A 14022-nucleotide genomic window follows, 5' to 3' on the forward strand; every position below is an offset into this window, starting at 1 on the left:
CGCCTCATGGCTGACGCCGCCGACACCGTTGACCGGACCTCGCGCTCAGGGCTGTGGTTGACGATAGTGCTGGCGGTGCTGGCGGCCGTGCTGGGTTCCCTCAATGGCCTGGGCCGGGTCGATCAGATCCTCTATGACCGTGTCGCGGCGCTGACCGGCCGCGCGGCCGACCCCGACATCCTGATCGTCGCCATTGACGACGCCAGCATCGATACGCTGGGGCGATGGCCGTGGCGGCGTGCGATCCATGCGGCGCTGCTGGACCGCCTGCAAGGCGTCCGCGCCGTCGGGTTGGACCTGATCTTCGCGGAAAGCGACACCGTCAACCCCAACGACGACCGCATCCTGGCCGACAGCATCCGCCGCAATGGCCACACCGTCTTGCCGGTCGTGCTGGACCGTCTGTCCAACCCGTCGTCCATGGCCTCCCCCATCCCCATCCTGGCGCAAGCGGCCGCATCCAGTGGCTTCATCAACGCCCGTGTCGATTCCGACGGCGTCGTGCGCGAAGCGACGCCGGCGATGGAATTCGCGGGCAAACGCCGCTTCCATCTTGCCCTGTCCATGCTCGAGGTCGGCGGCCAGCCCGAGAAAGCGCAACAGCTGCTGCAACAGGCGGGCCCCGACGGCAGCATCCTGATTCCCTACGCCGGCTCCACGGCCCACATGCGCAGCGTCTCGTACCTGTCGGTGCTGCGCGGCGACGTGTCGCCCGACGAATTACGCGGCAAATACGTGCTGGTCGGCGCCTGGGCCACCGGCCTGGGCGACGCCTACCCCACGCCGGTCTCGCATGACCTCGCCGGCATGTCCGGCGTGGAGATCATCGCCAACGTGCTGCAAGCGGCGCGCGACGGCATTTCGTACCAGCGGCCGGCGGCCGCCTGGAACGCGGTGTTCTCCGCCCTGCCTGTGCTGCTGGCCTGCCTGGCCTTGTGGCGGCTATCGCCCAAACGCGCGCTGCTGGTCAGCGTCGCCTTGATCGCGGGCATTCTGCTGGCCTCCTGGATGCTGCTGGCCCACGCCAATCTGTGGTTTGCGCCCACTGCCGCCCTGCTGGGGGTGACACTCTGCTACCCGCTCTGGAGCTGGCGAAGCCAGGAAGCGGCCCTGCGCTACATGGACAACGAACTGCGCCGGCTGCAGCGCGAGTACCCGCCGGTGTTGAACGAGGCCCGCGCCCAGCTCGCCGGCCCTAACGCCTCGCTTGAAAGCCGGGTGGGTGAATTGCGGCGCGCACTGGCACGCGTGCGCAACCTGCGGCGCTTCCTGGCTGACGGGCTCGACGGCATGCCCGACGCCACGCTCGTCTTCGATCAGGAAGGCCGCATGCAATTCCGCAATCAGGCCGCCGTCATGTACTTCCAGCGTCTGGGTATGCGGCCGCCGCGCGTCGGCCACCCTGCCACGCACCTGCTTGAGAAGACCATTTCCGACGACGCCACCCGGCAGCGCGTGGCGGAGGCGCTAAGCGGGCAACGTCCCGCGGACGCGACATCGCCTTGGAGCGCCGACTTGGAAGTGCGCGATTACGCCGGCCGCGACCTGATCCTGAAATGCGCCCCCATCCATACCGCCGAAGGCAACTTCGCCGGCACCGTCGCCACGCTGACCGATATCTCGCGCATCCGCCAGGCAGAGCGGCAGCGGGAAGAGACCCTGCGCTTCATCTCGCATGACATGCGCGCGCCGCAAAGCTCCATCCTGGCGCTGGTGGAGATGAAGCAGGAGGACGGTGCGCAGGACGGCCAGGGCGATACCCTGGCCCGCATCGCCACGCTGGCTAATCGCACCCTGCATCTGGTCGACGACTTCGTGCATCTGACGCGGGCCGAGTCCATGACGATCAGCGCCGTGGAACTGGACCTGGGCAGCCTGCTGCAGGACGGCGTCGACGAATTCTGGGCATCCGCCCACAAGCGCGGCATCGCGCTGGACCTGCGCATGCCGTTGCCCGCCGCCTACACCCGCGGCGACCAGACGCTGTTGATGCGCGCGCTGTGCAACCTGATCGACAACGCCATCAAATACAGCCCCGCGCAGACACGGATCGAATGCGGCATTGACGAAGAGCCCGGCTTCTGGCGGGTGGCTATCCGCGATCAGGGCCAAGGTATCGCCGAAACGGATCTGGCCCGCTTGTTCGAACCCTTCTCGCGGATCGGCGTCGAAACGCGCGGTGACGTAGGCGGTGCAGGCCTGGGCCTGGCCTTCGTGCGCACGGTGGCCGAGCGCCATGGCGGATCGGTCGAGGTTGCGAGCGAACTGGGCACCGGTTCGGTATTCACCTTGCGCCTGCCCGCAGCGCCCGAAGCCCCGTAGCGCCAGCGCCTACTGGAAGGTGTGCGAGATCACGCCGGGCTTGCCGGCCTTGATTTCCAGGGTGCCCCGGTATGGCGGCAAGTCCGCATTGCGCAGCACCACCTGGTACTTCCCGGGTATCAGCCGCAGCTCTTTGACGGGCGGGCTGATGCCGCGTGCGATGCCGTTGATCCACACCTCGCCCCAAGGGCGGATGTCCAGGCGCACCGTCACGGGAACCGCCAATGGCTTGGGCTTGGGCGCTTCGTCGGTGGACGGCGCCGCAACGGCCGGCGCTTCGGTGGCAGGAGCCGGTGCTTGCACCGATGCGGCGGGAGGAGGCTCCGCCACGCTGGGATCCTTTGTGGCCGGCGCCTGTTCCGGCTGGGGCGCCGTCGGCGCCGGGGGTTGCCATTGCGCGGTCGGCAGCGGCGGCGTCGACGCCACAGGCGGCAAGTTCGCTTGCGGGAGCGGATGAACCGCAGGCGGGTTGGGCTGGACCAATTCCGAACTCGTGATCAGGGTATGCGGCGTCCCCATGCCCCAATGGACCCAGGCATACATGCCCATGCCGATCAGCGCGGCGACGCACAGCAGGCCCAACACTGGGCGGCGGCGACTGGCCGGCTTGGCCGCCGGGGCCGAGGGCGGCGGCACATAGGCGGCGCCCGCCCCGGAGTCGGCTTGCGCCGGTGCCGGTTCAATGTATGCCGCCACGCCCAGCAAGGCGGCCAGTTCCGCCAGCGTCTGTGGCCGGTCCGCGGGCGCCATGGCAAGACCCGTGTCAATGACGGCAAGGAAATCGGGGCTGTACTTGGAAAAACCTTGGGAAGCCAACGGTTCGTAGGTGTCCGTGGCGCGGCGTTCCGGCGCGGGCGGCGGACGATGGCCAGTCACCAGGGCATGCATCACGGCGCACAAGGCGTAGACGTCGCTCCAGGGGCCGCGTGGCCATTCCATGGAGTCGGAATACAGTTCGAACGGCGCAAAGCCCGGGGTCGGGCTCCGGCTGGCGCGGCGCGAGCGCGCCACGACAAGTTCTGGCAGCAAATGGGCGCGCGCGCCCTCGTCCATGCCCACCGTTTCCAGCGAGATATCGCCACAGATCTCGCCTTGCGCATGCAGGGCGATCAGCGACGGCAGCAGATCCGACAAGAGCCGCTTGATACGCGTTTCCGGCACGCCTCCCGCCGTGCTGGCGGCGATCGCGCTCAAAGGGCGCAGGGCAAGCGGCGCAGCGCCGGAAAAGGGGCCACGCGGCGTCAGGAGGCCGGTGGACGAAGGCATTATCGGAATTGCGCTCATGCGCGTAGTGTGCAAAGGTTGAATAGCCTGAATATTATCCAATCCGCAACAGCAGGACATTGCCGAAAATGTCCGAGCGCATCAGGCTGTGGCACGATAGCGTACCGCCTAATACCCCTACTCCCCTTTCAAGCTATGAAAATCCGCTTTCTGAGCAGTCTGCTCGGCGCGTCGTTGATGCTGGCGGGCTGCGCCGGGATCCCGTCCGGCCCACCCGAAGCCCCGGCCACCCCCGAGGCATTGTCGCAATTGCAACAAATCCGCGATGCCTATGGCGCCGGCAGATATGGCGAAGTCATCCGCGGCGTCGCCACTTCCGACGCCTTGGCGACCTCGCCCCGCGCTGTGCGCGTCGAGGCCTACAAGCTGCAGGCATTCAGCTATTGCGTCACCCGTTACGCCCAATTGTGCGAAGACAGCTTCGCCCGGATCCTGGCGCTGGATCCTGCTTTCGAACTAGCCCCGAACGAAGCCGGACACCCGTCCTGGGGGCCGGCCTTCCAGCGCGCGCGAGCGCAAGCCGGAAAGTAGCCGCATCCCGGCTCCTGCGGCTTGCCAGCCGCGCAAGAAAGAAAAAGGCCGCTGATTCGCATCAGCGGCCTTCTTGTTTTCAGCCCCCGCGCCGGGACGGCGCGCGGGGGACTGCCGGGGGTTCCGCTTATTCGGCGGCGTCCTCGGTGCCGATATCGGCGGCCGGGCTTTCCGCGTCCGCACCCACCGTGACCGGCGAGTCTTCGAACGGGTTGGCCTGCTGGCGAGCGGCTTCGCGTTCCGCCGCCTCCAGCTCTTCCTTGTCGCGGCGTGCATGGTGGTAAGCCAAGCCGGTACCCGCCGGGATGAGGCGGCCGACGATGACGTTTTCCTTCAAGCCACGCAGGTCGTCGCGCTTGCCCATGATGGCGGCTTCGGTCAGGACACGAGTGGTTTCCTGGAACGAAGCGGCCGAGATGAACGAGTCGGTCGACAGCGAGGCCTTCGTGATACCCAGCAGCACGTTGTCGTAGGTTGCCGGGATACGCTCTTCGGCTGCCATGCGATCGTTGGCGTTCAGCAGTTCGGAGCGCTCGACCTGCTCGCCCGGGATGAACTCGGTATCGCCAGCATCGACGATGTTCACGCGGCGCAGCATCTGACGAACAATCACTTCGATGTGCTTGTCGTTGATCTTCACGCCTTGCAGACGGTACACGTCCTGCACTTCGTCGACGATGTAGGTCGCCAGCTTCTCGATGCCTTGCAAGCGCAGGATGTCGTGGGGATCGGCCGGGCCGTCCACGATCATTTCGCCCTTGTTCACCACTTGGCCGTCGTGCACCAGAACCTGCTTTTCCTTCGGAATCAGGAACTCGTGGCTCACGCCTTCCAGGTCGGTGATGACCAGACGCTGCTTGCCCTTGGTGTCCTTACCGAACGACACCGTACCGGTGACGTCGGCGAGCATGCCGGCGTCCTTCGGCGAACGGGCTTCGAACAGTTCGGCCACACGCGGCAGACCGCCGGTAATGTCGCGGGTCTTTTGCGATTCTTGCGGAATACGCGCCAGGACTTCACCCACGGCAACCTGCTGGCCGTCGCGCACGGTAATCAGCGCGCCCACCGGGAACGAGATGTTCACCGAGTGATCGGTGCCGGCGATCTTGACGTCTTCGCCGTTCTCGTTGACCAGCTTGATCTGCGGACGCATGACGATCTTGCCGCCACGGGTCTTCGGCGTGATGACGACGAGCGTCGACAGGCCGGTGACTTCGTCCACCTGCTTGGCAACGGTCACGCCTTCTTCGATGTTCTCGAAGCGGACGGCACCGCCGTATTCCGACACGATCGGACGGGTCAGCGGATCCCACGTCGCCAGACGCGCACCCGCCTTCACGGCTTCGCCATCGCCCACCAGCACGGTCGCGCCGTACGGGATCTTGTGGCGTTCGCGTTCGCGGCCGTTGTCGTCGAAGATCGCCAGTTCGCCGGAGCGCGAGATCGCCACACGTTCGCCCTTGGCGTTCGTGACATAGCGCATCGTGCTGGCAAAACCGACCAGACCGCTGGACTTGGTTTCCACCGCGCTGGCCAGGGCCGAACGCGATGCCGCGCCACCGATGTGGAACGTACGCATCGTAAGCTGCGTGCCCGGTTCACCGATGGACTGGGCAGCGATAACGCCAACTGCCTCGCCCTGGTTGACCGGCGAACCGCGACCCAGGTCACGGCCGTAGCAGTGTGCGCACAGACCGTGACGCGTTTCGCACGTCAGCGGGGTGCGGACCTTGACTTCGTCCACGCCGATGCGGTCGATGGTGTCGACCAGGTCTTCGTCCAGCAGGGTGCCGGCGACGATGGCCGTTTCCTGCGTGTCCGGGTTGATGATGTCCACGGCGGCAACACGACCCAGGATGCGGTCGCGCAGCGGTTCGATGACTTCACCACCTTCCACCAGGGCCTTCATGTTGTAGCCCAGCGACGTACCGCAATCGTCCTCGGTGATCACCAAGTCTTGCGTCACGTCGACCAGACGACGGGTCAGGTAGCCCGAGTTCGCGGTCTTCAGTGCCGTATCGGCCAGACCCTTACGCGCACCGTGAGTCGAGATGAAGTACTGAAGCACGTTCAGACCTTCACGGAAGTTCGCGGTAATGGGCGTTTCGATAATCGAGCCGTCCGGCTTGGCCATCAGGCCGCGCATACCGGCCAGCTGGCGGATCTGGGCAGCCGAACCACGGGCGCCCGAGTCAGCCATCATGTAGATCGAGTTAAACGATTCCTGGCGCACTTCTTCGCCGTGACGGTTCACAACCGGCTCGGTAGCCAGTTGTTCCATCATCGCCTTGCCGACCTTGTCGCCAGCCTTGCCCCAGATGTCCACCACGTTGTTGTAGCGTTCTTGGGACGTGACCAGACCCGACGAGTACTGCTTGTCGATTTCCTTCACTTCGCGGCTGGCTTCAGCCAGGATGCCTTCCTTGGCGGTCGGGATCAGCATGTCGCCCATGGCGATCGAGATACCGCCGCGCGTGGCCAGCTTGAAACCGGACTGCATCAGCTTGTCGGCAAAAATCACCGTGTCGCGCAGGCCGCAACGGCGGAACGACTGGTTGATCAGGCGCGAAATTTCTTTCTTCTTCAGGGCCTTGTTCAGGACCGTGAAGGGCAGGCCCTTCGGCAGGATCTCGGACAGCAGCGCGCGGCCGACCGTCGTTTCATGACGGCGGATCACGGGTTGCCATTCGCCAGCCTCGTCGCGCTCGTGCTCTTTCAGACGCACGGTCACGCGGGATTGCAGCTCGACTTCACCGTTGTCGTAGGCGCGTTGCACTTCAGCGACGTCGGTGAAGAAAATGCCTTCGCCGCGGCCGTTGATGCGCTCACGCGTCGTGTAGTACAGACCCAGCACGATATCCTGGGACGGCACGATCGACGGTTCGCCGTTGGCCGGGAACAGCACGTTGTTCGACGCCAGCATCAGCGTACGCGCTTCCAGCTGGGCTTCCAGCGACAGCGGCACGTGGACAGCCATCTGGTCACCGTCGAAGTCGGCGTTGAACGCCGCGCAAACCAGCGGGTGCAGCTGGATGGCCTTGCCTTCGATCAGGACCGGCTCGAACGCCTGGATGCCCAAACGGTGCAGCGTGGGCGCACGGTTCAGCATGACCGGGTGTTCGCGGATGACTTCTTCCAGGATGTCCCAGACCACCGGTTCCTGGCTTTCCACCAGCTTCTTGGCAGCCTTGATGGTCGTGGCCAGGCCCATCATCTCCAGACGATTGAAGATGAACGGCTTGAACAGTTCCAGGGCCATCAGCTTGGGCAGGCCGCACTGGTGCAGCTTGAGCTGCGGACCCACCACGATGACCGAACGGCCCGAGTAGTCGACGCGCTTGCCCAGCAGGTTCTGACGGAAACGACCGCTCTTGCCCTTGATCATGTCGGCCAGGGACTTCAGCTGGCGCTTGTTGGCGCCCGTCATGGCCTTGCCGCGGCGACCGTTGTCCAGCAGCGAGTCAACAGCTTCCTGCAGCATCCGCTTTTCGTTGCGCAGGATGATTTCCGGCGCCTTGAGCTCCAGAAGGCGCTTCAAGCGGTTGTTGCGGTTGATGACGCGGCGGTACAGGTCGTTCAGGTCGGAGGTCGCGAAGCGGCCGCCGTCCAGCGGCACCAGCGGACGCAGGTCCGGCGGCAGCACGGGCAGCACTTCCATGACCATCCACTCGGCCTTGATGCCCGACTTCTGGAAGCCTTCCAGCACCTTCAGGCGCTTGGAGATCTTCTTGATCTTGGCTTCCGAGCTGGTGGCCTTCAGTTCGCCGCGCAGCGTTTCCACTTCGCGGTCGATGTCGATGGTGCGCAGCAGTTCGCGCACGGCTTCCGCGCCCATCAGGGCACGGAAGTCGTCGCCGTACTCTTCGGTCTTGGCAAGGAAATCGTCATCCGACATGATCTGGCCGCGCTTGAGCGGCGTCATGCCAGGTTCGATCACGCACCAGGCTTCGAAGTACAGGACGCGTTCGATGTCGCGCAGGGTCATGTCGAGCACCATGCCCAGACGCGACGGCAGGCTCTTCAGGAACCAGATGTGCGCGACGGGGCTGGCCAGCTCGATGTGGCCCATGCGTTCACGACGAACCTTGGCGACGGTGACTTCAACGCCGCACTTCTCGCAGATCACGCCACGGTGCTTCAAGCGCTTGTACTTGCCGCACAAGCACTCGTAGTCCTTGATCGGGCCAAAGATCTTCGAGCAGAACAGGCCGTCGCGCTCAGGCTTGAACGTGCGGTAGTTGATGGTCTCGGGCTTGCGAACTTCGCCGTAAGACCACGAACGGATCTTCTCGGGCGAGGCGATGCCGATCTTGATGGCATCGAATTGCTCGTCTTGCGAGACTTGCTTAAATAGGTCGAGTAGCGCTTTCATTAGTTACGCTCCAAATCCATGTCCAGGGCCAACGAGCGGATTTCCTTAACCAGCACGTTGAACGATTCCGGCATGCCGGCGTCGATGACGTGGTCGCCCTTGACGATGTTTTCGTAAACCTTGGTACGGCCAGTGATGTCGTCCGACTTCACCGTCAACATTTCTTGCAGGGTGTAGGCGGCGCCGTATGCTTCCAGCGCCCACACTTCCATTTCCCCGAAACGCTGACCACCGAACTGCGCCTTACCACCCAGCGGCTGCTGCGTGACAAGCGAGTACGGACCGGTGGAACGCGCGTGCATCTTGTCGTCGACCAAGTGGTGCAGCTTCAGGTAGTGCATGTAGCCAACGGTCACGGGGCGCTCGAATTTCTCGCCCGTGCGGCCGTCGAACAGCCATGCCTGCGTACGCGAAGGCGTCAATGCCATGCGCTCGGCGACGTCGTCCGGATAGGCCAGCTCCAGCATCGTGGTGATTTCCTCTTCGGTCGCGCCGTCGAAGACGGGCGTCGCGAACGGCACGCCGTTCTTGAGGTTCTGGGCCATTTCCATGACTTCTTCGTCGGTCAGCTCGTCGATGCGGGCGCCGGAACCGGTCGTGTTGTAGACCTTGTCCAGGTAGGCACGGACGTTCTTGACCTGCGCAGTGCGCTCGTCGCGCAGCAGATCGGCAATGCGGTGGCCCACGCCCTTGGCAGCCCAGCCCAAGTGCACTTCCAGCACCTGGCCGACGTTCATCCGCGAGGGCACGCCCAGCGGGTTCAGAACGATGTCGGCCGGCGTGCCGTCAGCCATGTGCGGCATGTCTTCCACCGGGGTGATACGCGAGACCACCCCCTTGTTGCCGTGACGGCCTGCCATCTTGTCGCCAGGCTGCAGACGACGCTTCACGGCCAGGTAGACCTTGATCATCTTCAGCACGCCCGGGGGCAGCTCGTCGCCTTGCGTCAGCTTCTTGCGCTTCTCTTCGAAGGCCAGATCGAACTGGTGACGCTTCTGCTCCAGCGATTCCTTGGCTTGCTCCAACACGACAGCGTGCGGCTCATCGGCCAGACGGATGTCGAACCACTGCCAGCGGTCCAGATCAGCCAGGTAAGCCTTGGTGATCGTGGCGCCCTTGGCCAGCTTGCGCGGGCCGCCGTTGACGGTCTTGTTGACCAGCATCTTTTCGATACGGTCGAACTGGTCGTTTTCAACGATGCGCAGCTGGTCGTTCAGGTCTTGGCGATAGCGGCGCAGTTCATCGTCGATGATGGACTGGGCGCGCTTGTCGCGCACGATGCCTTCACGCGTGAACACTTGCACGTCGATCACGGTGCCGGTCATGCCCGAGGGCACGCGCAGCGAGGTGTCCTTAACGTCGGACGCCTTTTCACCGAAGATGGCGCGCAGCAGCTTTTCTTCCGGCGTCAGCTGGGTTTCGCCCTTAGGCGTGACCTTGCCGACCAGCACGTCGTCGGCGCTGACTTCGGCGCCGATGTACGTGATGCCCGAATCGTCCAGGCGGTTCAGTTGCGTCTCAGCCAGGTTGCTGATGTCGCGCGTGATTTCTTCCGGACCCAGCTTCGTGTCGCGGGCGACAACCGTCAGTTCCTCGATGTGCACCGAGGTGTAGCGGTCATCAGCCACAACCTTTTCGGAGATCAAAATCGAGTCTTCGAAGTTGTAGCCGTTCCACGGCATGAACGCGATCAGCATGTTCTGACCCAGAGCGAGTTCGCCCAGGTCGGTCGATGCGCCATCGGCCAGCACGTCACCCTTGGCAACCTTATCGCCACGCTTGACGATAGGACGCTGGTTGATGTTCGTGTTCTGGTTCGAACGCGTGTACTTGATCAGGTTGTAGATGTCGACACCGACTTCGCCGGCGACGTTTTCTTCGTCGTTCACGCGAATCACGACGCGCTCGGCGTCAACGTGGTCGACCAGGCCGCCACGCAATGCCTGCACGGTCGTGCCCGAGTCAACGGCCACGGTGCGCTCGATACCCGTACCCACGACCGGCTTTTCCGGACGCAGGCAAGGCACGGCCTGACGTTGCATGTTGGCGCCCATCAGTGCGCGGTTCGCGTCGTCGTGCTCCAGGAACGGAATCAGCGAGGCAGCGACCGACACGATCTGCGACGGGGCAACGTCCATGTAGTGCACGTTGGCCGGCGAGGTCAGCATCGTTTCGCCTGCTTCACGGCAAGCGACCAGGTCGTCCACGAAGGCGCCTTCCTCGTCCAGCGCGGCGTTAGCCTGCGCGATGACGTAGTGGCTTTCTTCGATCGCCGACAGGTAATCGATCTGCTCGCTGACGCGACCGTCGATAATCTTGCGGTAAGGCGTTTCCAGGAAGCCGTACTCGTTCAAGCGAGCGTACAGCGCCATGGAGTTGATCAGGCCGATGTTCGGGCCTTCCGGCGTTTCGATCGGGCACACGCGGCCGTAGTGGGTCGGGTGCACGTCGCGGACTTCGAAGCCGGCGCGCTCGCGGGTCAGGCCGCCCGGGCCCAGTGCGGAAACACGACGCTTGTGCGTGATTTCCGACAGCGGGTTGGTCTGGTCCATGAACTGCGACAGCTGGCTCGAACCGAAGAACTCCTTGATAGCGGCCGAGATCGGCTTGGAGTTGATCAGGTCGTGCGGCATCAGGTTTTCCGTCTCGGCCTGGCCCAGACGTTCCTTGACGGCGCGCTCGACACGCACCAGGCCGGCGCGGAACTGGTTTTCGGCCAGTTCGCCCACGCAACGCACGCGGCGGTTACCCAAGTGATCGATGTCATCGATCTGGCCACGGCCGTTACGCAGCTCAACCAGCACCTTGATGGTTTCAAGGATGTCTTCGTTGGTCAGCGTCATCGGGCCGGTGATGTCTTCACCACGGCCCAGACGGCTGTTGACCTTCATGCGGCCGACGCGCGACAGGTCGTACGTCTCTTCGCTGTAGAACAGACGCTGGAACAGCGCTTCCACCGCTTCTTCGGTGGGCGGCTCGCCAGGACGCATCATGCGGTAGATGGCAACACGCGCGGCCATCTGGTCGGCGGTTTCATCGGTGCGCAGCGTTTGCGAGATGTACGGACCACGGTCCAGGTCGTTCGTGTAGAGCGCCTGGATGTCGTAGACGTTCGAGGCGCGCAGGGCGCCCAGCACGCTTTCCGTGATTTCGTCGTTGGCGTTGGCGATGACTTCGCCGGTATCTTCATCGACGATGTTCTTGGCCAGCACACGGCCGTACAGGAAGTCTTCCGGCACGGAGATGCGCTGGATGCCGCCGGCAGCCAGGTCGCGCAGATGCTTGGCATTGATGCGCTTGTCTTTTTCGACGATGACCTTGCCATCGCGGTCCGAGATGTCGAAACGGGCCATTTCGCCCTTCCAACGCTCGGGCACGAATTCCATCATCGCGCCTTCGCTCTTCAATTCGAAGTTATCGAAGTCGAAGAAGTTGGCCAGGATGGATTCCGGCGTCATGCCGATGGCCTTGCACAGGATCGTGACAGGCATCTTGCGACGGCGGTCGACGCGGAAGAACAGGACGTCCTTCGGGTCGAATTCGAAGTCCAGCCACGAACCGCGGTAAGGAATCACGCGGGCCGAGAACAGGAGCTTGCCGGAGCTGTGCGTTTTGCCGCGGTCGTGTTCGAAGAACACGCCAGGCGAACGGTGCAGCTGCGACACGATGACACGCTCGGTGCCATTGATGACGAAAGAACCCGTGCCTGTCATGAGCGGAATTTCGCCCATGTAGACTTCCTGTTCCTTCACTTCCTTCACGGTCGGCTTGCTGACTTCGCGGTCAAGCAGCACCAGGCGGACCTTGGCTCGCAGGGGCGAGGCATAGGTCAGGCCACGTTGCTGACATTCCTTGACATCGAACACCGGTTCGCCGAGCACGTAGCTCACGAACTCCAAGCGCGCCATACCGTTGTGACTAACGATCGGGAAAATCGACGAGAACGCCGCCTGCAAACCGTCGGCTACGCGATCGGACGGGGCGGTATCCGCCTGCAGGAAAGTTAGGTAGGATTGAAGCTGTGTCGCCAAAAGGAAAGGAACGTTTTGAACGTCTTCACGCTTGGCGAAGCTTTTGCGGATGCGCTTTTTTTCGGTGTACGAGTAAGGCATGAGCACTCCGACTCGAGGTTGCATGGGCCGTCAACCACGGCCCTAGGTGATACGACTCCAGGAAACCCCTCTGAAAAGGCATGACCCCAGTAGGGGTTTCCTGGAAACGCAAAAGCCCGGGGACTGCAAACTGTGCTGTCCCCGGGCAGTTGACGCAGGTCTTACTTGACTTCGACCTTGGCGCCAGCTTCTTCCAGCTTCTTCTTGGCGGCTTCGGCGTCAGCCTTGGCCACAGCTTCCTTGACGGGCTTCGGAGCGCCGTCAACCAGGTCCTTGGCTTCCTTCAGACCCAGACCGGTCAGCTCGCGCACGGCCTTGATGACGCTAACCTTGTTCGCGCCGGCTTCCAGCAGGACGACGGTGAACTCGGTTTGCTCTTCAGCAGCGGCGGCAGCGCCACCAGCAGCGGGAGCAGCGACAGCGACAGCAGCGGCAGCAGCCGACACGCCGAACTTCTCTTCCATTTCCTTGATCAGCTCGGACAGCTCGAGCACGGTCATGCCAGCGATGGCGTCAAGGATTTCAGCTTTGTTAAGTGCCATTTTTCAGAACTCCAAATATTTTGGTAATGCCAGGGTTTGGGTGTCGCTTCGTCGTTCAGCGAATTCCGGACAGCAGGGCGATTAGGCCGCTGCCTTTTGGTCGCGCACAGCCGCGAGGCCACGGGCGAACTTGGTCGGAACTTCGTTGAGCGTACGCACGAATTGCGCGATGGGGGCTTGCATGGTGCCAAGCAGTTTCGACAGCAACTCTTCGCGGGACGGCATGGTGGCCAAGGCCTTCACACCATCTTGGGTCAGCAGGCTGTTGGGCAATGCGCCCGCCTTGATGACCAGCTTGTCGTTGCTTTTCGCGAAACCTGCGATGACCTTGGCCGCCGAAACCGGATCAGTGCTGATACCATAGATCAGCGGACCGGTCAGTTGCTCAGCCAACGGCTCGAAAGCCGTGCCGGCAACAGCACGACGGGCCAGCGAGTTCTTCAGAACACGCAGATACACGCCCGATTCACGCGCAGTTTTGCGCAGTACGGTGACAGAGGCGACGTCCAGACCACGGTACTCAGCGATAACAATCGATTGTGCCTTGGCCACTTCAGCCGAGACTTCCTCGATTACCACCGCTTTCTCTTGACGATTGAGACTCACGGTTTGAACACTCCATCAAAAGACGCCTGGGGCCTGAGCCTTGCGCGTCAACCGAATGCGGCGCCTGGTCGAGTTCTTCGTGTAAAGAAATCTTCCTGGGGACGCCGTCTACGCTGGATCCGAACTAGGTGAGCTTCGGGATTAAGCGGGGCAGCGGGGATGCTGCTTTCCATACGGAAGGGAGAACCCTTCCACTACCCTGCTCCAGCGGTCTTTGACAGCAACATCCGGAGGAATCCGGATGCAGCCCAAA

7 protein-coding genes are annotated in these 14022 nt (G+C 63.3%); 2 read left to right on the forward strand and 5 right to left on the reverse strand.

Annotated elements, in window-relative coordinates; all coding sequences use genetic code 11:
• Nucleotides 1–6: 6 nt before the first annotated feature.
• On the forward strand, nucleotides 7–2322 hold the full coding sequence (locus HG262_RS05910) for a CHASE2 domain-containing protein (RefSeq protein ID WP_169270135.1): 2316 nt from the start codon (nucleotides 7–9) through the stop codon (nucleotides 2320–2322).
• Between the two features lie 9 nt (nucleotides 2323–2331).
• Here HG262_RS05910 and HG262_RS05915 read toward each other — a convergent pair whose 3' ends face one another.
• The gene (locus tag HG262_RS05915) at nucleotides 2332–3588 is read right to left on the reverse strand and encodes a serine/threonine protein kinase (protein WP_169270136.1); all 1257 of its coding nucleotides are present in this window, start codon (nucleotides 3586–3588) and stop codon (nucleotides 2332–2334) included.
• 153 nt (nucleotides 3589–3741) lie between these two features.
• Between HG262_RS05915 and HG262_RS05920 the strand changes: the two genes are divergently transcribed.
• Entirely contained in the window at nucleotides 3742–4137 is a 396-nt protein-coding gene (locus HG262_RS05920; RefSeq protein WP_169270137.1) for a TssQ family T6SS-associated lipoprotein, read from the forward strand.
• 127 nt (nucleotides 4138–4264) lie between these two features.
• Here HG262_RS05920 and rpoC read toward each other — a convergent pair whose 3' ends face one another.
• From rpoC to rplJ, 4 genes are all read right to left on the reverse strand, one after another.
• Nucleotides 4265–8509, reverse strand: coding sequence for a DNA-directed RNA polymerase subunit beta' (gene rpoC, locus HG262_RS05925; protein WP_169270138.1), 4245 nt, complete (start codon nucleotides 8507–8509; stop codon nucleotides 4265–4267).
• Nucleotides 8509–12621 (reverse strand): DNA-directed RNA polymerase subunit beta, encoded by a 4113-nt coding sequence (gene rpoB / locus HG262_RS05930; protein ID WP_169270139.1) that lies wholly within the window; start codon nucleotides 12619–12621, stop codon nucleotides 8509–8511. Before rpoB ends, rpoC begins: the two co-directional genes overlap by 1 nt.
• Before the next feature lie 161 nt (nucleotides 12622–12782).
• Nucleotides 12783–13163 carry a 50S ribosomal protein L7/L12 gene (gene rplL, locus HG262_RS05935; protein WP_006227008.1) on the reverse strand — a complete coding sequence of 127 codons (381 nt, stop codon included), beginning with the start codon at nucleotides 13161–13163 and terminating at the stop codon, nucleotides 12783–12785.
• 81 nt (nucleotides 13164–13244) lie between these two features.
• Complete coding sequence (rplJ, locus tag HG262_RS05940; protein WP_006216572.1) at nucleotides 13245–13769, reverse strand: 50S ribosomal protein L10; 525 nt, start codon at nucleotides 13767–13769, stop codon at nucleotides 13245–13247.
• Between the last annotated feature and the right edge of the window lie 253 nt (nucleotides 13770–14022).

The organism is Achromobacter sp. Bel (genome assembly GCF_012928505.1).
Classification (GTDB): Bacteria; Pseudomonadota; Gammaproteobacteria; order Burkholderiales; family Burkholderiaceae_B; genus Achromobacter.